Here is a 23299-nt window from a genome sequence, read left to right as displayed (position 1 = left end):
CTAGCTGGACGTGGGGGAGGCCGAGAGGATTTCCGTCATCGTGACGCCGATATGATTATCGTCCACGACAACGACCTCACCACGGGCAATCAGCCGGTTATTCGCATAGATATCGACCGCTTCCCCCAGCTTCTTGTCCAGCTCCACGACAGCGCCGCGCCCGAGCCGGAGAAGCTGGCTGACCGGCATGGTGGCCGTGCCGATGACCGCCGTGATCTTTACCGGGATATCATAGACCGCCTCCATCTGGGCGGCCCCAGTCGGCTCCTTTGCGTCCGATGCGGCTGCATCAGCCGCGGGCGGGGTTTCCGCAGGGGTGGAAGTGAAATCTTCAAGCCCGATATCCGCGTTGCCTGTGCTCATGGTTCTCTCCGCCTGCTCTATGCTTTCTGCACGGTCCGCCCCCCTCGCTGCTCCGCGAGGGCTGTAACGGCGGCAACAATCTTTTCCGCAACAGCTTTACGCCACTGCCCGGGATCAATGACAATGGTGTTCGCTGCTGATGTAATACGTATTGTATCCTCTGCGGAACCCTTCGTGGCCTCTATCCTGACGGCCGGATTTCCCCGCAGCAGGGTGGTCAGGCGCTGCGCATCGGCTGCATTGCACTGTACTTTCACCGGGCCATCACATTCCTTGACGAATGCAACCGCATCAAGGATCAGATCCCGTTGCATACCGGCCACCACGGATCCATCCAGGGCCGTAAGAGTCCGGACAATATCCACAACCGTCATGAGAAAGGCCTTCGCCGCCCCCATCATGACCTGGTTCCGCCGCTCATTTTCTGCCTTGAATATGTCCGTAAGGGAAGACAGGCAGCCAGCATAATGTTCCTGTAGCGCCTGCTCCCTGTCCTGCTTTCCTTTTTCAAAACCGGCGCGAAACGCGGCCTCACGGGCGGCATCGGCTTCCTCGCGGGTCATGGTGACAAGGTTCGGGTCGGGTTCGGGCGTTTCCGGCTGTGCGGCCGCCTTCGCGGCGAGGCTGTCGGCCACCGTCATGGGGACAACGCCGAAATCCTCGATATCCGCCAGATCCCGGATCGGCATGCCCGCATGTGTGGTTGAGGTCTTATCCGCCGTGGCGTGTCCATCTGGCGCGGAAGGAGGGACCGGTGCGGCTGTCACGGTATGATCTCGTCATTGCCGCCGTTTTCGGCCAGGTCGATTTCACCGGCATTCGCCATGTTCTTGATGGTGCCGACGATTTCCGTCTGTGCGGCGTCCGCATCCTTGACGCGGACAGGACCAAGCGCCTCGATTTCTTCCAGCAGGATGTTCCCGGCACGTTTGGACATGCATTGCAGAAACATCTTCCGCACCGTTTCCGAAGCGCCCTTCAGGGCCAGCGGCAGTTTCTCACGGTTGACCTCATTGACAATCCGCATGAGGGAGACATGGGGCAGGCGCTTGATGTCCTCGAAGGTGAACATGAGCGCCTTCACCTTTTCCATATCCTCATGATTACGCTTGTCCATTGACGCCATCAGGCGCGTCTCGGTCTTGCGGTCGAAGTTATTGAAGACTTCCGCCAGAAGCTCGTAGCTGTTCCGCTTCGACGAGCGGCCAAGCGACGAGATGAACTCGGAACGCAGCGTTGCCTCCACGCTGTCCAGCACTTCCCGCTGCACCGTTTCCATATGCAGGACGCGCATCATGACGTCCGTTGCGTAATCTTCCGGAAGCAATGCGAAAATGCGCGCGGCGTGCGCGGGCCGGAGCCTGCTCAGGATGACGGCGGCCGTCTGCGGGTATTCGTTGCGCAGGTAGTTGGCAAGCACCGTCTCCTGCACATTGCCGAGCTTGTCCCACATCGTCCTGCCGGCCGGACCACGGATCTCGTCCATGATCTTTTCCACCTGCTCTTCCGGCAGGGCCTTGCGCAGCATTTCTTCCGTGGTCTCGTAGGTGCCGACAAGACCGTCGGATGATTCAAAGTTCCGCGTGAATTCGTGGCAGACCTCTTCCACGATATCGGCCCGCACCAGGCCCAGACCCGCCATGGTGATGGAAATATCGCGGATCTCATCCTCATGCAGCAATTTCAGGAGCTTCGCGGACCGGTCGCGCCCGACGGCCAGCATGAGAACGGCGGCTTTCTGCCTGCCGGTCAGATGCACGCTGACAGAGGGCGGCGGGTTGGCGGAAGCAACCGGGGTTATAGCGGATTCGGCCATGTCTAGCTTCCCTTCGCCGGGGATTCTGGCGCGGCCAGCCAGTTCCGGATGATAAGAATGCTCTCTTCGGGGCTTTCCTCGATACGGTCGGCGACCTTCGTGATCGCTTCCGCACGCATTTTCCCGTCGACGCCTTCAACGCTGATCGTTCCATCATCAGCGATTTCAGCGGAATCCAGCGCCCCGCCGCCACCTATACGCGCAGCGCCCGCCGGTCCGCCAGCCAGCCCTTCACGCATCTGGCCACCGGCAAGGGCAAGCCCGCCCAGTCCGCCACGGCGCAGCATCGGCCGGATGGCAATGTAGATGGCGCCAAGGGCCAGGAGAAGGGGAATGACCCATTCCGCGATATAGATAAGGGTATCGCGGCTCCACAGATTGGTGGCTGGCGTCGAGAAGCCGCCTTCGGCATCCGGCATGAACGGCATGGAAACGACATTGACCTCGTCCCCACGGCTTTTGTCATAACCGATCGCCGTCTTCGCGAGCGTCGTGATCTGGTCAATCTTGGCGCTGTCGAACGGCTGCCAGACTTCCTTGCCGTCCTTGGCCTTTGTGAACGAGCCGTCCACCATGACCGCAAGGCTGATCCGGGCCAGTCGCGGGCGTGTCTGGCTTATGACACGGACACGCTTGCCAATCTCGTAATTGTTGGTCTCATCTTCCCGGTCGCCAGTCGAACCGGTCCTGTTATCCTGATTGGCGTTGGCGTTGGGCAGGTTATTCGCCACCGTGGTATTCGGGTTCGCCTCGGTATTGACGGTCTTGTCCGAACTGGTCTGCTGGGAGCGCAGGACCTGCTGGTTGGGGTCGTAGCTCTCATCCGTCTCGCGGATTTCGTCCGTATCCATGGTGACCGCCGCACGGGCACGCACATGACCTGCCCCCAGGGTCGGGGTCAGCATGTCTTCCACGGCCTGCGCCAGCCGCTGTTCCTCGGCATAGCGGAGCTTGTCCAGCGTTGATTCCTGGCCCGCCGCGCTATCGGGGTCGCCGGGCCGGGCCAGAACGTCACCGCGTGTATCCACAATGGATATGCCCTGCGGGCGCAGACCCGGAACGGCGGCGGCCACCAGATTCTGGATGGCCTGGATGCCGTCGGGGCTGAAACGGCCCGTCCTGCCTATGTCGAGGACAACGCTGGCCTGGGATGGGCTGGTCTGGGTCGAGAAAAGGTCACGGTGCGGCAGGACAAGGTGGACCCTGACGTTACGCACCCCGTGCAGGAGGCGGATGGAGCGTTCAAGCTCTCCCTCCATCGCCCGTGTCTCGTTGATCGTCTGTTCAAACTGCGTGCTGGTGAGGGTGCCGCTCTTGTCAAACAGTTCGTAACCGATGGCGCCCCCGGTGGGGAGGCCTTCCTTTGCAAGAAGCAGCCTTGCGCTGGCGACCTTGTCATGGGGAACGTAAAGGCTTGTTCCATCGGGACTGGTGGTAGCGGAGATATGGGCCTTTCCCAGCTCATCAACCATCTCGGCTGCTTCACCAAGGTCGATATCACTGTAAAGCAGCGCCGGGGACTGGCCACTGCTACGGAAAACAAGGAACCCGAGCGTCGAGAGGAGAACCGCGGCCGCGATCCCCAGCGCGGCCAACCGCGTGCGCCCGAGACCCTTCAGGCTCGCCAATATATTCTGCATAAGGCTAAAGCGCTACTTTATTACAACACGAGAACAGGAAGCCAAAAAATCCTCCAGCGCGTTAACCATTCGATACCCCTGCATCTCGCCTTGCCACTACATTCAGTCATGCCCGTCAGAGCAGCACGGGAGTACTCAGAGCTTATGATAACGATGCCTGCACCATAAGGTAAGGCAGAAAAGGAGCGTCCGGGACAAAAAGCAACCCGGTGGGCGCGCGATTGATTAACTATATTTTAATCGTGCCGTCGTTACACAGCGATACGTTTCTTTTCCCCGCTGCCCCGGGGCCTGCCGCGTCCCGGCTTTCCTATGGCATGCAGGCGGTTCATCAGCGGGCAGGGGCAGGGATTTATTCCGGACATGCCCCATACTGAGGCTATTAGTGTACACCAGACAGAAAAAGGTTCCCTTCCGGGGGATCAAATTTATTGCATGGCTTGACACAAGCCGCTACTTCACAGCATCAACACTCTGTGCGGCGTCTGGAACTTTCAGGGCACATGAGTAACCGGTACGAAACGGCTTACGGACAGCCAGCGTGCAGGGCGCGAATGGGGCCAAACCGTCAGGAACGGACGTGCAGGCATGGTCAGGCAGGAAAGTCCTAAGGAAAACAGTATGAACGACGGTGATAACGTGTTCGGCAAGGCTGCTGAGCCAACCCAGACCATACTTGCCCAGGGGCTGAATGTCGCCAATCTGGAGTGCGAGACAGACACACCCATTATCGTAGGTGGATGTGTCCGTAACGCCCGGCTGCGCGCACCGACTGTCGATGTTCTTGAATCCGGCATCGTTTCCGGCGAACTCCTGGCGGATGAAGTCATCATCCGTGGCCGGGTGGAAGAAGCCGTGATCCGTACGAAGCGGTTTTACGCCAGTGCTACCGCGAAAGTGGAAAACTGCACCATTGTTCTGGAGGGGCATACCGGATGCGGCATTCACAAGGATGCCGACCTGACCGGGGAGATCCGGCTCGTAACGTCAGGCACCGCCCCCGCCAAACATGAAAATGTCGGCAAGGCAGCGGCGCCCGTGGCCGCGGCGGTTCCCGATGCGCAGCCGGCGCCTTCCAAAACCCCTGCTCCTGACAGTTCCACTGATATGGTTGCCCAGCAGCCCCATGACGCGGGCAAGCCGGCCCCGGTAACGGACTGGGACAATATGGATGAAGCCCTGCATTCCGCCGCGACAGCGGATGGCCATGTGGTTCTTGTGGACCCGGGTCAGGATCCGGAATAACCGGAAATAAGCCAGAGGGTACAAGCAGCATGGACCAGCACCGGAAAGGCACCGCCTGATGGCCCGCTTCTGGTTCATATGACTATACATGCCTCCGCGTTTTCCCGGAGACATTGCTTGTGGCGACCATCAGAAAACCGCAAGTGGACCAAAGTGTAATGCGTATGCCCCGTCTGTCATTCGGGAAACTTGTACATATTTCATCCAGCCTGATGACCCTGTTACTGGCGATGAATATGCATGCACTTGCCGGACACCTGAAGGATAACAGCACACAGAAGACCGCCCAGCCCGTCGTGAACGAAACACAGGTGCAGGAGGGCGCGCCGGAAGATGCGCCGCCAGCCGATACCGCGTCTATCCTTCCGCCCCAGCATGTCAGCACCAAGGAAGACAGGAACGCGATCGAGGGGTGGATTCCACTCCTTCAGTCGGATGACGCCGGTGGTGGCGAAGCACAGACACCGCCCCAGTCTTCAGCCGCCAGGCAGGGCACGGCGGATGGGGACTGCCCGAAAGGTCTGTCCTGTGCCAGCATGCAGCCAACGACGGGAAAATTCGGCGGAGACTTCGACCCGGAAGTCAGCAAGGCCGAAGCGGATCTCGTCAAGGATATCCTCGCACGTCGATCCGATATCGACAGTGAGCAGAAGGATATGGCCGAACAGAAGCACGTTCTGGATGCCGCCAAGACCGCCCTTAATGAAAAGATGCATGATCTGGACGCGTCCATGGCGCTACTGGCGGAAAAGCAGGCCGCCCACCGGGAGAACATGCTGGCTGAAACCGACAGGCTGGTGAAGATATATGAAGACATGCCCCCCAAGGAGGCGGCGGCGGTCTTCAATATCATGGATATTCACGTGCTGGTTTCCATCGCCAGCCAGATGAACCCGCGGAAGATAGCCGCCATCATGGGAACCATGACGCCGGAACGTGTAAATCTTGTCTCCCAGTTCCTGGCTGGTGTCCGCAGCTTCCGCCCCATCCGGGTTTCGGCGGTAAGCGATGGCAGGACGGACCAGGGAACGGAAGCCGGTACATTGTCCTACACCGGCTCCGTCCAGCAACAACCCGCACAGGGCCCCCTTACACCGTCACGCCAGTAATTCCTGCTGTTTCATACAGCCTTTCCGCCACGATCGGGCGAACCGCTCCGGACTGCTTACTGAGCCGATCGGCAGCACGGCCTGCAAGGCCCATCGCGCAGTGGCTTTACTGTATGAAACGAAGTTCCGCGAAGGGGGGAGAAAGAGGAATGCCGGATGGTCCGGGCATTTTCTTTCCATGCTTCTGACGGAAGGACTGTTGGTCATCGTTGCGGTGGCAGCATTCTGTTTCATGCTTTTCCAATTGCTGCGTCCATCCGATATTTTTTCATGATATTTGAAAAAATATTCGTCCGCCTTACCTTCTCTTAGCCATTTGAAGCTCTACTGATCCTGCGTTGGCGAACAGCCAGTTTGAGACGGAGAAAAAACAATGTCACTTTCGATTAACACCAACACCTCGGCGATGGTCGCCCTTGAAACCCTGAACGCGACCCAGACCGAACTGAGCTCGACGGAAAATGCCGTTTCCACCGGCCTGAAGGTCTCGACGGCCGCTGACAACCCCGCCGCCTTCGGCATCGCGGCCCAGATGAGCGGCAACATCGCCGGTCAGGGCGCGGTGAATGATGGCCTGTCCTTTGCCTCTCAGGTTGTCAGCAGCACCACGAGTGCCGCCGACCAGATCATCAGTGTTCTGCATAAAATCCAGTCCGCGGTCACTACGCTGGGTGACAACCAGGGCAGCCCGACGTCCATCGCCGGGATCGGTGATGAAATCACCAACTACCTCACCCAGATTGATACCATTGCCCGCAATGCCACAACCAACGGTGTGAATCTTCTGTCCGGTGGCACCAGTGACGGTCTTTCCATCACCGCGAGTTCGCTCAACTATGTGACCGGTCTGCAGGGTGATACGGCGACCATTACCGGCTTCAACTCGTTGATTAAGAATGACGCTTCGGTGAAGGTGGCAGGGGCCGGTGGTACGACCATGACGGATGCCCTTGGCCTGTCACAGTCTGGCACGGCGGGGCAGAACCCGACCTCCAACATCTTTACCGGCAGCGCCGGCAGCTCGACGATCTCCAGCACCTTCAACACGAGCGGGACCGTGAATGTCAGCGCTATGATCAGCCAGGTCCAGCAGGCCATTACGGCCATGACGGACGTGACGGATCGCCTGGGCGCCAATACCCAGTTGCTGTCCAGCATGTCCAGCTATGGTGCGACCGTTTCCGACAACCTGACGGCTGGTGTCGGCGCCCTGACCGATGCGGATATGGCCGCTGAAAGCGCGAAGCTGACCTCCCTGCAGACCAAGCAGTCGCTGGCGATCAAGTCCCTGACGATCGCGAACGGCCAGTCGCAGAACATTCTCTCGCTGTTCCAGGGCTAATCCGCTTCGGACGCAAAGCCTTGACGACAGGTACCCCCGGCTTCGGCCGGGGGTATTTTTTTGTCCGAAAGCATATATTGCAAATATGCCTTTTCCCCGTGCGGCCCTGTGGAACCGGCTCCGGGTTTTTCTTCGCTGTTTTCTGATCGACGCGGATGACCATGTCGGCACCCGATCGAAACCGATTCAATGGCTCCCAGGGACATGACCGAACGAAGTCAGGACATACGGTTTTCCCGCTATGTCACAGGCTGTCCGAAAGCCTGACCAGAAGAGACACGGAATTGCCCGTCGCATCCGTCCCGGCACGGAAGTTCATCCATTTCCCCGGTGTGAAGACCCATGTCCGGACGAAATTCACCGCGAATGGGTGAGGTTTGCATGTGCTGCCGCTATCCTGCTGCGCGCATTGCGACATATCCAGATCACTAGGTGGGGCATAGATATTTGCATTCATATCCACGGTGCGCCCATGTATCTGCACCGCTCCTTCCACGCCGGTCTTCACGCTGGCGGCGACCGGGCCGGTATTGTCGGCTATGGTCCCTGACATGACGATATCGGAAAACTTGGTCGCATTGGTCGAACAGATCTCTGTCGAGGCCGACCCGATGACGACACCGGCATTGTCATCGCCGCTGGTGCTGACGGCATGTATCTCTACAACATAAACAGGTCCGCTCGTGCACTGGATGCCGCCCCCATCCGTACCCGGCATCTTGGTGGACTGCTGTTCCCCGGTGGCATGGGATGCTGCGGCCTTACCGGCCGCCGGGCTGGCTGCCTTGCAGGTGCCTGCGGAAAGTAGTGCCGCGAACAGGGCCGCACCCATACCGGCATGCACGAAAGTCATATTCCGTCGGTCACTCACTCAATTACGTCCTTTCCCGGAGACAGGGAACCAGGAGATGATCCACCCCCATGCGAAGGTCCGGGTTGATTGTTAGTCCATGGCAATCCTATTTGCCATGGCTGTCTCGATCAGGACATGACTGACACGATGCGATAAGCCCATAAGGACCGCAGGACTTGTCGTGGCTGAAGCGCTGGGCTATCAGTCAGATGATTAACTGGCAGGAATGCGCTTTCACCCCTTGACAGGCATGCGGGGCGGAACGGGGACACGATGATAAGCGATATCACCACACGCAGTCTCGATGCGAACAACGCCTATGGCCTGACGCAGCAGGCGACGCAGTCGACCACCGGCAATACGGATACTGATGGCGGTTCACAGTCGTCGGATCCCGTCTCCGGTTTTACCGCGGCGCTGGATAATGCAGTCAGGGGCGCCATCAATACCGGCAAAACAGCCGAGGCCCAGACCGCCGCCGGGCTGTCCGGAAAGGGCAATCTCACGGACATAACCACCTCTGTCGAGGAAGCCAAACTGACCCTGCAAACCGTTACAACGGTCAGGGACAGGGTTGTTCAGGCCTATCAGGACGTCATGAAAATGTCGATCTGAGATCGTCATATGCATCATACGGTCGATATTCATGAAATACTGCGCCAGACACTGATTGTGGCCGTAAAGATGGGCGCGCCATCCCTGCTGGCGTCCCTGTGCGCGGGGCTGCTGGTTTCATTGTTTCAGGCCATGACGCAGGTGAGCGAGGCCACGCTTTCCTTTGTGCCAAAATTCGTTGCCGCCATGGGCGCTCTCCTGCTGACAGGGTCGTTCATGTATTCCACATTACATACATACGCGCAGACGATTTTTGACCAGATGGTCATGGTCGGTGGCTCATGAATAGTGACCCGGTCCGGCAGGCGGCTTTAGCGAAATGATGGACGATCCGTCCTTTCCTGGCGGATCCATCGCCGTTCTGGCCGCTATGTTCCTTGTTGTTCTGTGCCGTGTCAGCGCCCTGATCATGACCGCCCCCGCTTTGGGGGAAACTACGTCCCCGATGGTGGTCAGGGCCGGGCTCGCACTCGCCACGACGGTCATGATCCTGCCGGTGGTGCAGGACCATATCATGGAGGTATCGGGGCAGGCACTGCATATACCATCGCTGGCGGTCGCGATTATCGTGGGCGAGCTGCTGTGTGGCGTATTCATCGGATCACTGGCCCGGCTGCTGGCGATGGCGTTTGCGATTGCCATGCAGATCATCGCCGTTTTCACCGGGCTGGCCAGTGTAATCCAGCCGGATGCCGACCTGGGCGCGGGCAGCACGGCGATCAGTCATATGGCTTCATCGCTGATCCCGGTCATTTTCCTGATGACGGGCCTGTATGTGCTGCCGCTGGCGGCAATCGCGGGTTCATACAATCTGTTTCCACCGGGGCATATGCCACTGGTAGGTGACATGACCCGAAGCATCACGGAAGCTACATCGCAGACATTCGCCCTTGCCCTCCAGCTTGCCGCGCCATTCGTCCTGATCGGCACGCTGTGGCCTGCGATGCTGGGCGTTCTGAACCGGCTGCTTCCCGCCATACAGGTCTATTCACTGGCCATGCCGGCACAGTTGCTGGGCGGTGTGCTGCTTCTGGCCATGCTGATTCAGGTCATGACCAGCTTCTGGCAGCAGCGGATGAGTGACCTGCTCATCGGCCTGCCGGGAATAGGCGCCGGCGTCTCGCGGCATTAAGGACAGAGCCCCATGGCTGATGAAGGATCCGGTGGCGGCGAACGGAGTCAGGCCCCTACCGAAAGAAAGCTTCAGAGCGCGCGCGAGGAAGGAAATGTCGCCCAGTCCCGCGAATTGCAGATGTTGCTTGCCCTGGGCGCGTTTCTGATCATTTTCAGCCTGACATCCGCCAAGTCGGGTCACAGGTTCATCGAGCATATGCGCGGCATCATGAGCCATTTTGACAGCATTCCGCAGGATATGCCGTCCATTTACCGGGTTGCCATGCAAATGGGGCTTGAAGGGGCGCTGCTTGCAACGCCGCTCGTATGTGTAAGCATTGTGGTCGTTACCATCTGCGGTCTGCTTCAGACGGGCTTCCTGTGGCGGCCCGAAGCGCTCGTGCCCGATCTTACGCGTCTGTCGCCCATGCGGGGCATCAAGCGCCTTTTCAGTCTGAGCAACCTGGTCGAAATCCTGAAAAGCTGCACCAAATTCATCGTGTTCGGATTTCTTCTTTACGGCGTGGCCAAGGGAACGATCCAGATCGCACCGGAAGCCGAGCGATGGACGATTACCCGCCTCACCAAAGAACTCATCTCATGGTTTGCCTATGCCACGCTGATTGTTCTTGTCGTGCAGTGCGGCATTGCCCTGCTTGATGACCTGTGGACGCGCTATAACAGAATACGCGGGCTGCGCATGAGCTTTCAGGACATCAAGGAAGAAACGCGCCAGACCGAGGGCGACCCGCTTGTAAAAAGGCGCCTGCAGATGATCCGCCGCAGACGCGCCCGGCGCCGTATGATCGAGGCAGTCCAGAAAGCCACGGTCGTGGTCACGAACCCCACGCATTATGCCGTTGCGCTCCTGTATGAAAGTGGCGTGGACAGCGCGCCCCAGATCATCGCCAAGGGAACGGACGATCTTGCCGCCCGCATCCGCCACGCGGCGGAAGACGCACGCGTTCCCGTGGTCGCGAACCCGCCACTGGCGCGCGCGCTTTACACAGTCCCGCTGGATTCCGAGATACCCCCGGAATATTTCCAGCCTGTTGCGGCCATCATAGCCTACGTGATGAAGCTCAAGACCCCCGGCTCCCGCACGTCATTACGTTAGGCAGGCGGAACCCGCCAACGTGCCGGAATATGTGCTTTCCCGGGTTACAAAGGGTAACCGTGAGGGCGCATTGAAGGAAATCCTTGCATTTCATGATGTGCATGCTAGTCAGAAAAAACATAGGCACAGGTGACGCGCTGGGGATGTTTCGGCCGCCATTCCATGCCCGTAAAAGCCATTGGCTTATGTCTGCCTTCCCGGAAACGGTGGGCTGATAGCGTCATGCGGTATCGTCGGCATGATGAAACCATGGTTTTTTTCTGCCTGATGGCGGACGGGACAGACAACAGCGCGCTCGGGTCAGGGACAGCTCATGTCGATTTTTAATGCCCTTTCTACGGCTGTCAGCGGAATTGACGCACAGTCGACCGCCTTTACGAACCTCAGTAACAACATCGCCAATAGCCAGACGGTAGGTTACAAGGCTGATTCCACAGCCTTTCAGGACTTTGTGGCAGGTTCGTTAAGTGGCAATTCCGCATCCGACGACATTTCGGATTCCGTCTCCGCCCTGACCGTGCAGCATGTGGACCAGCAGGGCACGGCCTCTGCCAGCACCGACAGCCTGGCCATGTCGATTTCAGGCAGTGGCCTCTTCGACGTCTCCGAGGAAACCGGCGCGACCACGGCTGGCACGACCCAGTTCCAGAATGAGCAGTACTATACCCGCAACGGCGAATTCTACGAGAACAAGGACGGTTATCTGGTCAACACCGCCGGCTATTATCTCGATGGTTACATGGTCAATAGCCAGACCGGGCAGCTCGATAACAACCTGACCCAGATCAATATCGCCAATGTCGGGTTCCGTCCCACGGAAACAACAACCCTGACCCAGTCCGCTGCGATCGGAAGCCTGCCGACCGACAGCACGAACTATACACCCCAGACATATACGACCGCCCCGGTCACGACATATGACGCGGATGCCGAGCCCCATGAGGTCGGCCTTTCATGGACCCAGAGTTCAAGCAACCCACTGGTCTGGGATGTCAGCGCCTATGATGCGGGGGGAACGGGTTCGATCGCGGCGAATGACTATCAGGTCACGTTCAACAGTGATGGCACACTGGCCTCTGTCATGAATAAGGACACGGGCGCGACCGTCGGTTCGACGACTACCGGTTCTGCTGTTTCAATTCCCATTTCGGCCGATTACAATGGGATAACGCAGACCATGCAGCTTGACCTCGGTACAATCGGCGGCACAAGCGGCACTACCATGGCCGCAGCCGGTAGCAGCGCTGTCAGCACAAGCCAAGTCACGGCCCTGACGGCCGATACGACAACAACACCCGGCACCATCTCGATGGCCGCCAACACCATGCTGGGCACGACCACGGGTTCGAACCAGTCCTATGTAACGGCACCGACGGATGTCGGAACCACGCCTGTGTCCGTCAAATGGACCCAGACATCCGCGTCCCCCGCGACGTGGACGGTTTCGGCGGTCAATCCTTATGACAGCTCCTCATCCTCGGGGGTCAGCTCCGACTCCTACAGCGTCGTTTTCAACAAGGACGGTTCGGTTGCATCGGTAACCGATCTGACCAATCCCTCGACAACGGTATCAGGGTTAAGCAGCCTGACGGCGTCCGTTGGCGGCTCGTCCTACACCATGGATCTCAGCGGTGCTTCCCTTTCAACCACAGCGCTTTCCACCGATACCACGTCACTGACTTCCGACAGTGTATCGAGCGGGACTTATGAAGGCGCCGAGATTGAAAGCGACGGGTCCATCATGGCCGAGTTCGATAACGGCGACACGCAACTGATCGGCAAGGTCGCCCTGACCAACTTTGCCAATGTCGATGGCCTGAATGCTGTTGACGGGCAGGCCTATACCGCCACGGCAAACTCCGGCACTGCGCAAACGGGCGTTGTTGGCGACAATGGCACGGGAACCCTGTCGGTTGGTTATGTTGAATCCTCGACCACGGATCTGACCAGCGACCTGTCCTCCCTGATCGTTGCCCAGGAAGCGTATTCAGCCAATACGAAGGTGGTTACAACTGCCGATGAACTGCTCCAGACCACGATTGCGATGAAGCAGTCATAATGATCTGACCGGTCTGCCATGATACAGCAGACCGGTCCTTTTCATCCGGATGGATGGGTTGCTTTCATAGCGATCCAAGAACCAGCCTGCGAGGCCTGGAACTCCTGTATCGAATCTTTCTAGAAAAGAAGCGTAATCATAACCGTTTGGCGACAAGCCTGTAGCCGAAACCATGAACGGTTTCGACGAATGGTTCTGATTTGCCAAGAACGGCATGTAGTTTCGTACGCATCCTGTAGATCGCCTTATCAACAGCGCGAACTGTAATATCTTCATCAAGCAGCATAAGAAGACGATCACGATGTACCGGCCTGGGCGCATTGCGGATCAGGGTATCCAGCAGCCGGAATTCGTTTTCCGTCAGGTGTATCTCGATATTGTTGTGTAACCATATCTTGCGGGTGGCAAGGTCGATCTTCCATCCTGCAAAATGGTAAACCAGCCCTTCCTGACCTGGCCGGACCGCCATGTTCAGGCGTTGCGACAAATTACGAACACGTGCGACAAGCTCCCGTGGATGCAGCGGTTTTTCGAGATAATCATCCGCACCATTTTCCAGTCCGCGCAAACGGTCATGCATTGTACAACATGATGTCGCAACAATAATCCCGGCGGATGTATCGCGTCGTAGCTCGGCTATGGTCTCCAGCGCGTTGCCATCGGGTAGCTGCAATTCAAGCAGGATAATATCGAATTTCCTGTAACGGATACGCCGTTTCAGTTCCAGGATCGAGGTGGCCAGATCCGTTGCGAACCCGGAGCCAAGCAGAACGGCGTTATAGAGATCACGGGTCGTCTTTTCAGCCTCAACCAGCAGCACATGAGCATCCGTTCCATCTCCCGTCATGAGTGTATTACTTTCAACCTAGAGTAGTAACGTCCGATGCTAAGCCTGTGATGCGCATATATCTCAATATCGGAATATATTAGGGAAACTATCAAGACAAGTGACTGCTAAAATAGCAGCCATGTGTACGGCCCTCTTTTCCATTTGCGTGACGCAATCTAGAAACGGGCTTATAGGATGATGGTCTCTGAATGCGTTGCCAATAGTAGAATATCTGGCCGATAATTTTCCCATCAGAACAGTGCTGCGCTGCGTCATTACCGTGCTTTATCTGCGCGCAACAAACATAAATGGTACAGTAACATGTTAAATTGGTTTACTGAGCGTGCGCCTCTAAGAAAAAAAATCACCGTAGTTACAGCCTGTCTTCAGGCCTACATGATCTTTCAGATCTTTGTTCAGGTCGTCTGCTTTGAGCTTCAGCTCTCCATCGAGAATCAGAGAATTATCACCTTGGGTGAATTTCTCTTCGGTTCGGTAATGGTTGTATGCATCCGCTGGGTGCTGATCGATCGTGTCGCCAAGCCATTCGAGACCATCACGGGCCTTACCGAGCGGATCGCGGCGGGCACATTGAATGAAAACATACCTTTCCTGAGCTGGACCGATTGCGCGGGACGACTGGCCAATGCGCTTTCAACATTCCGCAACGCACTTTTGCGCCAGATCGAGCTCCAGAAGCAGGCAGCCGACAGCGCACGGGAACAGGAACTGCTTACGGAGCAGACCCGCCAGCGCGAGATCCAGCAGAATGCTCTGATTGCCGATCTTGGGCGTGGCCTCAAGGCCCTGGCGGATGGCGACCTGACATTCCATTTCTCTTCGCCCTTCGCCAAGGAATTTGAACCGCTTCGTCTGAACTTCAACGACGCGCTCATCTCTCTGTCCGACGCCATGACACGCGTTGCATCGGCATCGTCGCTCATCCAGAACGGGGCGGTGGAAATCGCTCAGGCTTCGGATGATTTTGCCCAGAGAACGGAACGGCAGGCAGCCGCACTGGGCCAGACGGCTGCATCCGTCAATAATGTCACTGGCGGCGTTTCAAACACGGCGACAGCGGCCCTTGAAACCAACCGCTCGGCTGATGTGGCGCATTCTTCTGTCCAGCGCTCAAGCGACGTCATGCAGAACGCCATGGTCGCCATTGAGGAAATCGCGGCATCTTCCGAGAAGGTCGCCGCGATTATCGGCATGATTGATGAGATCGCTTTCCAGACCAACCTGCTTTCACTGAACGCCGGCGTGGAAGCAGCCCGCGCGGGGGAAGCCGGGCGTGGCTTTGCCGTTGTCGCCAACGAGGTGCGCTCCCTGGCCCAGAGATCCGCTGACTCGGCCAAGCAGATCCGCGATCTTATCGGCATTTCCAAGCGCCATGTCACCGATGGTGTGAAGCTGGTTGAACAGACCAATAAAGAGCTCAGAACCGTTGTATCCCAGGTGGAATCCATTAGCGGCCATGTCTCGAAAATCGCGACCGTGGCACGGGAGCAGGCCGCCAGCCTTAAGGAAATCAATACGACCGTCTCCCATATAGACACGACCACCCAGCAGAATGCGGCAATGGTTGAAGAGACGGCCGCGGCCGCGCATAATCTCAAAAGTCAGGCTTCGAACCTGATGATGGTGGTCAGTCACTTCCATATGAGAGGAGCGTCCGACAGGCCAAAAACCATAGCGGCGCCCCAGACCTCCCAGAAGAAGCTCTCGGCTGGGGCCAAAGTCCCTGAAACTCTAGATGGGTGGGCGGCTGATTTTTGATGCTTGCTTCCAGTAATCGGCATGGTGACCAGCAACAGGCGTTGCAGGTACTCACCTTTATCGTGAATGGGGAGGCTTATGCGCTCCCCATTCTCTATGTCATGGAAATCCGTATCTGGACGGGAGGCAGTCCGCTTCCATCTGCGCCGCCCTATCTCAAGGGGGTTATGAATCTGCGGGGCGCGATGATACCTGTCATCGATATGCATGTTATTTTCGATACCGGAAAAGAACATAAGGCCGAAAATGAGCGTGGCGTCCCCGCTGCGGTGATTATTGTTGAACTGCGTGGAGAGCCCGCTGGCCTGCTGGTCGATAAAGTGCAGGATATCGTCACCCTGACCTATGATGATATCAAGCCGATTCCCACGGCGGCGGGACAGGAAACCCATAAGATTTTAAGCGGTCTCATAACGATAAAAGACCGGATTATCGGGCATCTCGATATCGATGCGTTCAGCAGATGGATTGAATTACCCAGCCTGACCAATTCTGAAGCCGTACTCTCTTAAGGATTATCGGGCCTGCATCCAGGACAGGAGCAGGCCCATCGTCAACCGGATGGCGGCGGCATCACTTTTCTTCGTTATGCGCCGGAAATGCTGCAATCATTTGCTGCACCGTTTCACTCAGCTAAAATAATATGGACCTTGAACGTCTTTAGCCCGTCCATGTGGGGTCTGGCGACCATGAACGCCTGATATCCCCATGTGTGTCATCTCTGGTTTTCTGCCCGACAATGCCCGTTCGGAAACACGATATAACCCTCTGACCCAGAGGTTTCTTGAAGGTCGCTGTTCATTGTCTTACGCCTCCATCATCGTGTAAAAAAGAAGCCAGAATTAAAAGCCGGTCGATATGGTGGGTGATTTGGTGAGCAAGGAACTTTTATGTCTGAGAATAAGAAACACACCATAGATCTTAATCGTGAGACAGCAGAACTCTTATCGAATCTGCTGGAAAGACAGACCTACACAGAAAAGATCTTAAAAAGCCTGTCTCAGGTTGTACTCGATCTTCATATGCAGGTGAAACAGACGCGTGCGTCTGTACAGGCACTTTCAGCGTCACATTTAAAGCCTAATGGGCGTAAGGTTAGAGCTGTCTTTCTTGTTAATTCCATAGAGTTATGGGACTCATTGTTTGATGTTTATCAAGCAATGCTGGAAAGTGATATTTTTGAGCCATTTGTCGCGACAATAAATCGTCGTTTCGGTGGCGATACTCATTTTAGTGGGGAAAAAAGAGCCAGCGATGGTCTGGACAAGCTAAATATCCCCCATCTTCGCCTTGATATGGAAGATTCGTTTACCGGATTGAATATTCTTCGGGGTCTGGCTCCAGATGTTATCTTCCGTCAATCGCAGTGGGATGACCTTTATCCGCCCGCATTCTCGTCTGATTATCTTAGCTTTGCAAAGTTATGTGTTGTTCCATATGGCATTATTGTTCTGGAAAAATACATGAGCATGCAAGCCGAGCAGGAGGGTGTGAATAAGATTTCCTGCGATACGCCTTATCATAGAGCAGCCTGGCGAATTTTTTGTGAAAATAGATACGCATTGCAGTATTTTGAATCTTTCAGTCATGCCCCATCGGAAAAACTTGTTCTTTCAGGGTATCCAAAACTACAACGTCTCCTGAATGAAGCGCCTTCATGGCCGACGTTTGATGCACAACCTAAAGACAAAAAAGCTTTTCGCGTCATATGGGCACCACATCATAGCAGTGATAACCCATGGCTCAATTTTGGCGTCTTCCATCGGATATATCAGGATTTTGTTGCATGGGCGCGAGAGACGCCGGATATAGAATTCGTCCTCAAGCCTCATCCAGAACTGTTCAAGAGTGTCGTCAACCGTAAGGTCATGCAGCAGGAGGATGTTGATGGCTTCCTGAAAGAATGGCTGAGTCTTCCCAATTGCGCTTACGAAAATGAACGTTATGGGGGACTTTTCGCGGCATCCGACCTTATGATAACGGATGGCATTTCTTTTTTCATTGAGTATCCCATATTTGATAAGCCATTGATTTTCTTCAACTCAGGCGTACATGCAGAGCTAAATAGTGTTGGGAAATTAGCCATAGCATGCGCGGATACCGTATATACATTTGAAGATATGAAGCAGACGGCCCTGGGTTACAAAAACAAAACTATCAAGGATACTCATAATCCTGATCGGGAGCATCTGAAAAGTATATTGTTTCCTGATACAAAGCCATCCTGTGAAATTATACTTGAAAATATTGCTGATGGATTGGGTATAAAAGTTGAAGGATCTGTATCATGAATTCCATTAATATAAATATTTAATATTCAGTTGTATCTTATGTAAGAAGGATCGTCCCTATGGTTTCAGATAATTGTAGGAATGATAGGATATGCAATGAGTGAACGTTTAACAAGTGCCGTCGGTGTAATTCTAGCCGCGGGTGATGGTACTCGTTTCGGGGCTACGATCCCAAAACAATTTACAAAGCTGGCTGGCCGTACTGTCTTGGAATATACAGTTGATGTATTTGAAGATTTTTATGATATAGATGAAATTATTATTGTCACTAAATCCGAATACGTTAATTTCATTAGAAATATATCGGAAAGCCGTGGTTGGAAAAAATTAAAACAGATCGTTGTCGGCGGTAAAAATAGAATAGAATCGACGCAGGCGGCTCTGAACGCTATGTCATCCTACCAGCCTGACACAAAACTGCTTATCCATGATGCGGTGCGTCCGTTCGTAACACAAAAAATATTATCTGAATGTTTGCTGGCTCTCGATATATTCCCGGCAGTCGACACTGTTGTTCCGTCAGCAGATACAATAGTCAAAGTGTCAGGAGATCTTGTTTCTGATATTCCTGATCGTAGCATGCTGCGCCGAGGACAGACACCACAGGGTTTCCGTCTTGGTATATTGCAGACAGCATATGAAAATATTATTATAAAACAGAATAATAGAAAAACATTTACATGTGATTGTAGTGTTTTGCTGGCTGGTCTTCCTGGAATCTCCATAGGAGCTGTGGACGGTTCTGATAGTAATATAAAAATAACAACGCCCATAGATTTATTTTTATCTGAAAAACTAATTCAGTCGGGAGCAATGGGAGTTGACGAGGATGTAGACCTAGACCTCTCTTTGTTGCGCGGAAAGAGAGTTGTTGTTTTTGGGGGACGATGCGGCATTGGTAAATCGATTTGCGATATGGCAAAAGACTACGGTGCCGAAGTTTTCTCAGCCAGTCGCTCTGAAAACTCTGTAAATGTTTCGCATATCAATACAATTTCGAGTTTTTTAGAAGATATCACGAAATATGGAACATGTATTGACATTATTATCAATACTTCGGGGGTGATGTTTCGCCAACCCTTCGCCTCTACCCCTCTGGAACAGATTGAAGAGATGATTGCCACCAATTATCTGGGGGTGATTAACGTTGCAACCGCAGCCCGACCGTATCTGCTTCAATCAAAAGGGTGCCTGATAAATTTTTCATCCAGCTCGTATACGAGGGGTCGTGCATTTTATGCCGTGTATTCATCGACCAAAGCCGCGATCGTTAATTTCTCACAGGCTCTGGCAGAAGAATGGGAGGTAGACGGAATCAAGGTCCAATGTATTTGCCCGGAACGCACACAAACACCTATGCGAACAAAGAACTTTGGAGATGAAGAACCGTCAACGCTGCTTGATCCTAAAATTGTTGCACAAAAAACATTACAGGCAGCTTTGCTTTATAGATCAGGATTAATAGTTGATGTTAGGTCACGTTGACAAAAGATATGATCCACAGCCTTACGGCGACAAGGTTGAGGTAGCTCATGAAGGACACGGCGGTCTTGTCGTAGCGGGTTGCGATACGGCGCATCTGCTTGAGCTTGCTGAACATCCGCTCAATGCAGTTACGGTCCCTGTAACGCCGCCAGTCTGTTTTCTGAGGCGCGCTGCGGCCTTTACGTGATGGAATGACCGGCAGGATCCCGTGGATCAGCAGATTGGACTTGTAACGGTTTTATACCGGTCTGGAAGTGATTATGCCACTCCAGCTTCGAAAGCGGGAGGGCGGCTGCTGCCCAGATATGAATGGCGTCGACGTGGATTGTAGAACCCATTGATATACTGGAAGATAGCGACGGTAGCCTGACGACGGGTTGGCCAGTTCTGCCTTCAGGGCCATTCCGCCTTCAGGCTTTTGAAAAACGTTTCGTCGGCGGCGTTGTCAAAACAGTTTCCCTTTTTGGACATTGAAGCCAGCAGTCCGTGGACCAGCAGTTTCTTCTGAAAATCATGAGAGCCATATTGGCTGCCACGATCAGAGTGAAAAATGCATCCGGGCGCCGGGTTACGCAGTTGCACTGCCATATCCAGGGCAGATCCCTTTTCATCCGGTCGCTTGCGGCCCACCCGATCACGCGACGACTGAACAGATCGATGACGACAGCCAGGCAGAGCCAGCCTTCGGTAGTCCGGATATAACTGATATCTCCCGCCCATTTCCGGTTGGGCCCATTGGCAAGGAAATTACCATCCAGAAGGTTGGTCACAATGTCAGACTGACGGTGACTGTCGGTCGTGACCTTGTGGCGACGGGTGCGCACGGCTCGGATCCCGTTATCCCTCATCAGTCGGCCAACGCGACGTTCCCCGACATCAAGTCCGGCTTCCCTAAGTTCCATGCTCATGCGCGGCCGGCCGTAGGAACCGTTGCTCAGGGCATAATGTTCACGGATATGCGCCCGCACCTTCAGGTCGGTGCGCTGGCGCTGGCAGGTCGGTCGGGATGTCCAGGCCCGGTAACCCCGTGCCGAGACCCGTCAAACCTGGCACAGCCTTTCGATTGGCTATTATGCCGAAGACGTTCATTCTCGCGCGCCAGATCAGCCTGAGGCGCGGATGCCGGCCCGGTCGGACGATAATCTACTATCCATTTGCCCGGAGTGGATTTGCCGATACCCAGGTCGGCCGCAACGCGCATGCCTGACACCCACTGCCCAACGCAATCCTCACGGCCTTGCGCTTGAAATCTTCCATATGCTTCATGCCCTCGTCGGTCTCCTGATACGAGCTTGAAACGCTCAGATGACCGGCACAAAACCGTTACAAGTCCTGTGTGCATCGCCGATGATGCAGCCCGACGGTCCAAGCCAGCGGCTGGAGTCCCGATTTCGTGTAGGACACATTGAACAGCGGACGGCGCTTCTGGATGCTGACACCAGAGACTTTCGCCCGACACGCCAACAAGGCATACAACAATCCACAGACCCGAACTCAGCACAGAGGACACGCCGGGAAGCAAGATTATAATAACCAGAATAGAGACCGGCAAATTTGCAGAGTTATACAGGTGATAAGAGATCAAAACGTCGTGATAGATGCAGCAGTAGACATTCCCTAGGAATGATAATTACGGTTATCGCGTGTGGGAGAGTTAATGCGGGTCAGGTCGGCTCTTCCTGCGGGGCGTCAGGCTGTGACGAGGGAGCATCCTGCCTGTCCAGCCGGGAGCCGAGGGCGAAGCGCCCCGTCGGCAGGTAGTCTGGAGTAGGATGGCCTTGGAGATTGCCTTCAGATCCTCGGCTCAGGCTGTCGACCAGGGACGTGACGCCTGCGGTCCATCCCCCGCAACGGTACATCCGGAGTTGCAGGGTCAGTTAGGGAAAGGAGGGGGACGACCGCCTTCCCTGGCAGGATGATATCGAACGATAGCGGGCTCTGACAGTCGATCGTCCGGTCAGGAAGGTCGGCCGCAACGCACGTGCGTGACAGCCCACTGCTCAACGCGATCCTCACGGCCTCGCGTTTGAAATCTTCCGTATGCTTCATGCCCTCGTCGGTTTCCTAATACGAGCTTAAAACGCTCAGATGACCGGCATAAAACCGTTACAAATCAAGATATTAATTACCACGTTCTTCTCGGGATTTTTCATCTGGAGGCATATCTTCCATATGGGAATATGGCTTTCCGCTAGCATTTGTTCCGTAACTATCTGTAAAACTATGACTGAAGTTTTCAAGCACTTCGTACTGCGGACGGCCCTGATTATCCACTCCGTCCATATAAGTCATATGCCCGATTTCTGTGGAAAATTCTTGATAAGTCTCCCCACTTTCTGGTCTTACTCCATAAATAACCGTTTCATGACCAAAGCGGGAAATATCCATATGTGCGCCACTTTGCGGATCATCGCATGTCTGGAAACGGGCCGGACCAAGGCAGCGGGCCGAGCATGCCAACGGGAAAATCAGGAAAATTCCGGTGATCGATATCGAAAAACAACTCTTCATGAAGTTCAACATCTTAAGCATATCTGGTTGAATCTCAGTTATATTTTATAGATATTTTTTCAGAATATTCCATTGAGGAGCAGTTTTTCCATTATCCACTTCCAATCCATACGGATAAGCGGGACCAAGATCTTTTCCCGTTCCCCAGTAATAAAATGGAATATTATGATCATAGCAAAAGCGTATGGTCGTTTCCAGAACAGTTAACCATCCCGTATCATCCTGCGTGCCCAGGTGATCCTGTCGCCCGACCCCACACTCACCAATATTCCCCTTGAGTTTATGGGTGCGCAGCCACTCCAGAAATGGTGTGAGGCGTTTTATGCCAATATCCGTGGTTAATGCGCTGCCTGAAAGCTGGTCTCCTATCGAAACTTCTTCATCCCAGTAATAATGAGAGCCCGAATTATCACGGTCCAGATAGCAATGAGCTGAAAATACCAGCCGCCTGAGTGGATCCTGTAACAGATGAAGCGTTGGGTTATTGACCGGCCATGATGCTGCACTGGAGTGCCCATAACCTTCCACCCAGACAGGTCTTCTATCTCCCGCCTGTCTGACTGCAATAATGGCAGTCTGGGCAGCCTCCTGCCATGCAAAGCTTTGCTGCGCTATCGAAGCGCCGGGAAGGTTGGACGGCTCCCCCATGAGATCCCAACCTGCGATGTTGGAAAAACCGCCAAAAAATTCAATAAATCTCTTCCAAAAATCGGCAAACAGGGCTGCTTTCAGATTTCCATCCCCAAAACAGAGATCCTGTCCCATAGACCGATAATGACCATAATTATGACAAGGCTCACAAATTACACTTATTTTCAATGTGTTACACTGTTCAATGACAGAACGGTAAATATGGCAGTAATCTGTATCCAGATCTGCTCCTAGTCTTGGCTGGAAATGTTCCCATAACCCCGGCAGACGGATATGCCTTATACCCTGGCTGGCATAGTAATGGAGCATCGCCGCTGTCGGAATGCCGGGGGGTATATCTTCCAAACCAGAACAATTTATTCCGCAGGTAAAGTCACCAGTATTTGTCCTGTGACCCCATGCTGTGCGATTATCCAGAAAAGTTGCTAATACAGCCCCTGTACTTCCGGATAATATCTGCCTGCGCGTGAAAACCATTTTA

The 23299-nt window shown here is 54.8% G+C and carries 21 protein-coding genes and 1 pseudogene; 12 read left to right on the top strand and 10 right to left on the bottom strand.

What is annotated here, in order from left to right; all coding sequences use genetic code 11:
• The 4 genes from fliN to fliF are packed head-to-tail and all read right to left on the bottom strand — an operon-like array spanning position 1 to position 3819.
• Positions 1-363: a flagellar motor switch protein FliN gene (gene fliN, locus LDL28_RS14970; RefSeq protein ID WP_233059468.1), complete on the bottom strand. Its 363-nt coding sequence runs from the start codon at positions 361-363 to the stop codon at positions 1-3.
• A gap of 17 nt (positions 364-380) precedes the next feature.
• Positions 381-1130 carry a hypothetical protein gene (locus tag LDL28_RS14965; RefSeq protein ID WP_233059467.1) on the bottom strand — a complete coding sequence of 250 codons (750 nt, stop codon included), beginning with the start codon at positions 1128-1130 and terminating at the stop codon, positions 381-383.
• Positions 1127-2179: a flagellar motor switch protein FliG gene (gene fliG, locus LDL28_RS14960; protein ID WP_233059466.1), complete on the bottom strand. Its 1053-nt coding sequence runs from the start codon at positions 2177-2179 to the stop codon at positions 1127-1129. The genes LDL28_RS14965 and fliG overlap by 4 nt, the downstream gene beginning before the upstream one ends.
• 2 nt (positions 2180-2181) lie before the next feature.
• The gene (gene fliF / locus LDL28_RS14955; RefSeq protein ID WP_233059465.1) at positions 2182-3819 is read right to left on the bottom strand and encodes a flagellar basal-body MS-ring/collar protein FliF; all 1638 of its coding nucleotides are present in this window, start codon (positions 3817-3819) and stop codon (positions 2182-2184) included.
• 621 nt (positions 3820-4440) lie between these two features.
• Here fliF and LDL28_RS14950 point away from each other — a divergent pair.
• From LDL28_RS14950 to LDL28_RS14940, 3 genes are all read left to right on the top strand, one after another.
• On the top strand, positions 4441-5064 hold the full coding sequence (locus LDL28_RS14950; RefSeq protein WP_233059464.1) for a hypothetical protein: 624 nt from the start codon (positions 4441-4443) through the stop codon (positions 5062-5064).
• Positions 5065-5294: 230 nt separating this feature from the next.
• Positions 5295-6173 (top strand): MotE family protein, encoded by an 879-nt coding sequence (locus tag LDL28_RS14945; protein WP_233059463.1) that lies wholly within the window; start codon positions 5295-5297, stop codon positions 6171-6173.
• A 373-nt stretch (positions 6174-6546) separates the two neighbouring features.
• Positions 6547-7515 (top strand): flagellin, encoded by a 969-nt coding sequence (locus LDL28_RS14940; protein ID WP_233059462.1) that lies wholly within the window; start codon positions 6547-6549, stop codon positions 7513-7515.
• A 244-nt stretch (positions 7516-7759) separates the two neighbouring features.
• Here the strand turns inward: LDL28_RS14940 and LDL28_RS14935 are convergent, their stop codons facing one another.
• Complete coding sequence (locus LDL28_RS14935) at positions 7760-8386, bottom strand: hypothetical protein (RefSeq protein ID WP_233059461.1); 627 nt, start codon at positions 8384-8386, stop codon at positions 7760-7762.
• Between the two features lie 255 nt (positions 8387-8641).
• Between LDL28_RS14935 and LDL28_RS14930 the strand changes: the two genes are divergently transcribed.
• The 5 genes from LDL28_RS14930 to LDL28_RS14910 all read left to right on the top strand — a co-directional run bounded on the left by LDL28_RS14930 (position 8642) and on the right by LDL28_RS14910 (position 13272).
• Entirely contained in the window at positions 8642-8983 is a 342-nt protein-coding gene (locus LDL28_RS14930; RefSeq protein ID WP_233059460.1) for a flagellar hook-basal body complex protein FliE, read from the top strand.
• A 9-nt stretch (positions 8984-8992) separates the two neighbouring features.
• Positions 8993-9268: a flagellar biosynthetic protein FliQ gene (locus tag LDL28_RS14925; RefSeq protein WP_233059459.1), complete on the top strand. Its 276-nt coding sequence runs from the start codon at positions 8993-8995 to the stop codon at positions 9266-9268.
• A gap of 34 nt (positions 9269-9302) precedes the next feature.
• Positions 9303-10115 carry a flagellar biosynthetic protein FliR gene (locus tag LDL28_RS14920; RefSeq protein WP_233059458.1) on the top strand — a complete coding sequence of 271 codons (813 nt, stop codon included), beginning with the start codon at positions 9303-9305 and terminating at the stop codon, positions 10113-10115.
• A gap of 12 nt (positions 10116-10127) precedes the next feature.
• The gene (locus LDL28_RS14915; protein WP_233059457.1) at positions 10128-11213 is read left to right on the top strand and encodes a flagellar biosynthesis protein FlhB; all 1086 of its coding nucleotides are present in this window, start codon (positions 10128-10130) and stop codon (positions 11211-11213) included.
• Between the two features lie 313 nt (positions 11214-11526).
• Positions 11527-13272 (top strand): flagellar hook-basal body complex protein, encoded by a 1746-nt coding sequence (locus tag LDL28_RS14910; protein ID WP_233059456.1) that lies wholly within the window; start codon positions 11527-11529, stop codon positions 13270-13272.
• 136 nt (positions 13273-13408) lie between these two features.
• Here LDL28_RS14910 and LDL28_RS14905 read toward each other — a convergent pair whose 3' ends face one another.
• On the bottom strand, positions 13409-14092 hold the full coding sequence (locus LDL28_RS14905; protein WP_233059455.1) for a response regulator transcription factor: 684 nt from the start codon (positions 14090-14092) through the stop codon (positions 13409-13411).
• 405 nt (positions 14093-14497) lie between these two features.
• On the opposite strand from LDL28_RS14905, the gene LDL28_RS14900 reads away from it, so the two are divergent.
• The 4 genes from LDL28_RS14900 to LDL28_RS14885 all read left to right on the top strand — a co-directional run bounded on the left by LDL28_RS14900 (position 14498) and on the right by LDL28_RS14885 (position 19656).
• A complete protein-coding gene (locus LDL28_RS14900; protein ID WP_233059454.1) occupies positions 14498-15880 on the top strand; it encodes a methyl-accepting chemotaxis protein in 1383 nt (460 codons plus the stop codon).
• On the top strand, positions 15880-16392 hold the full coding sequence (locus LDL28_RS14895; RefSeq protein WP_233059453.1) for a chemotaxis protein CheW: 513 nt from the start codon (positions 15880-15882) through the stop codon (positions 16390-16392). The genes LDL28_RS14900 and LDL28_RS14895 overlap by 1 nt, the downstream gene beginning before the upstream one ends.
• A 378-nt stretch (positions 16393-16770) precedes the next feature.
• Positions 16771-18171: a CDP-glycerol glycerophosphotransferase family protein gene (locus tag LDL28_RS14890; protein ID WP_233059452.1), complete on the top strand. Its 1401-nt coding sequence runs from the start codon at positions 16771-16773 to the stop codon at positions 18169-18171.
• Between the two features lie 96 nt (positions 18172-18267).
• Positions 18268-19656, top strand: coding sequence for a bifunctional cytidylyltransferase/SDR family oxidoreductase (locus LDL28_RS14885; protein WP_233059451.1), 1389 nt, complete (start codon positions 18268-18270; stop codon positions 19654-19656).
• Here the strand turns inward: LDL28_RS14885 and LDL28_RS14880 are convergent.
• From LDL28_RS14880 to LDL28_RS14865, 4 genes and pseudogenes are all read right to left on the bottom strand, one after another.
• Positions 19643-19849, bottom strand: a complete 207-nt coding sequence (locus LDL28_RS14880; protein ID WP_233059520.1) for a transposase — start codon at positions 19847-19849, stop codon at positions 19643-19645. The two genes, LDL28_RS14885 and LDL28_RS14880, sit on opposite strands and share 14 nt — an antisense overlap.
• Positions 19850-19914: 65 nt before the next feature.
• Positions 19915-20922, bottom strand: a pseudogene (locus LDL28_RS14875) (IS3 family transposase).
• 855 nt (positions 20923-21777) lie between these two features.
• Positions 21778-22188, bottom strand: a complete 411-nt coding sequence (locus LDL28_RS14870; RefSeq protein WP_233059450.1) for a hypothetical protein — start codon at positions 22186-22188, stop codon at positions 21778-21780.
• A gap of 24 nt (positions 22189-22212) precedes the next feature.
• Complete coding sequence (locus LDL28_RS14865; protein ID WP_233059449.1) at positions 22213-23295, bottom strand: glycoside hydrolase family 5 protein; 1083 nt, start codon at positions 23293-23295, stop codon at positions 22213-22215.
• Between the last annotated feature and the right edge of the window lie 4 nt (positions 23296-23299).

Source organism: Komagataeibacter sp. FNDCR2, assembly GCF_021295395.1.
Taxonomy (GTDB): Bacteria; Pseudomonadota; Alphaproteobacteria; order Acetobacterales; family Acetobacteraceae; genus Komagataeibacter.
This window is presented reverse-complemented; position numbering and strand designations above follow the sequence as displayed.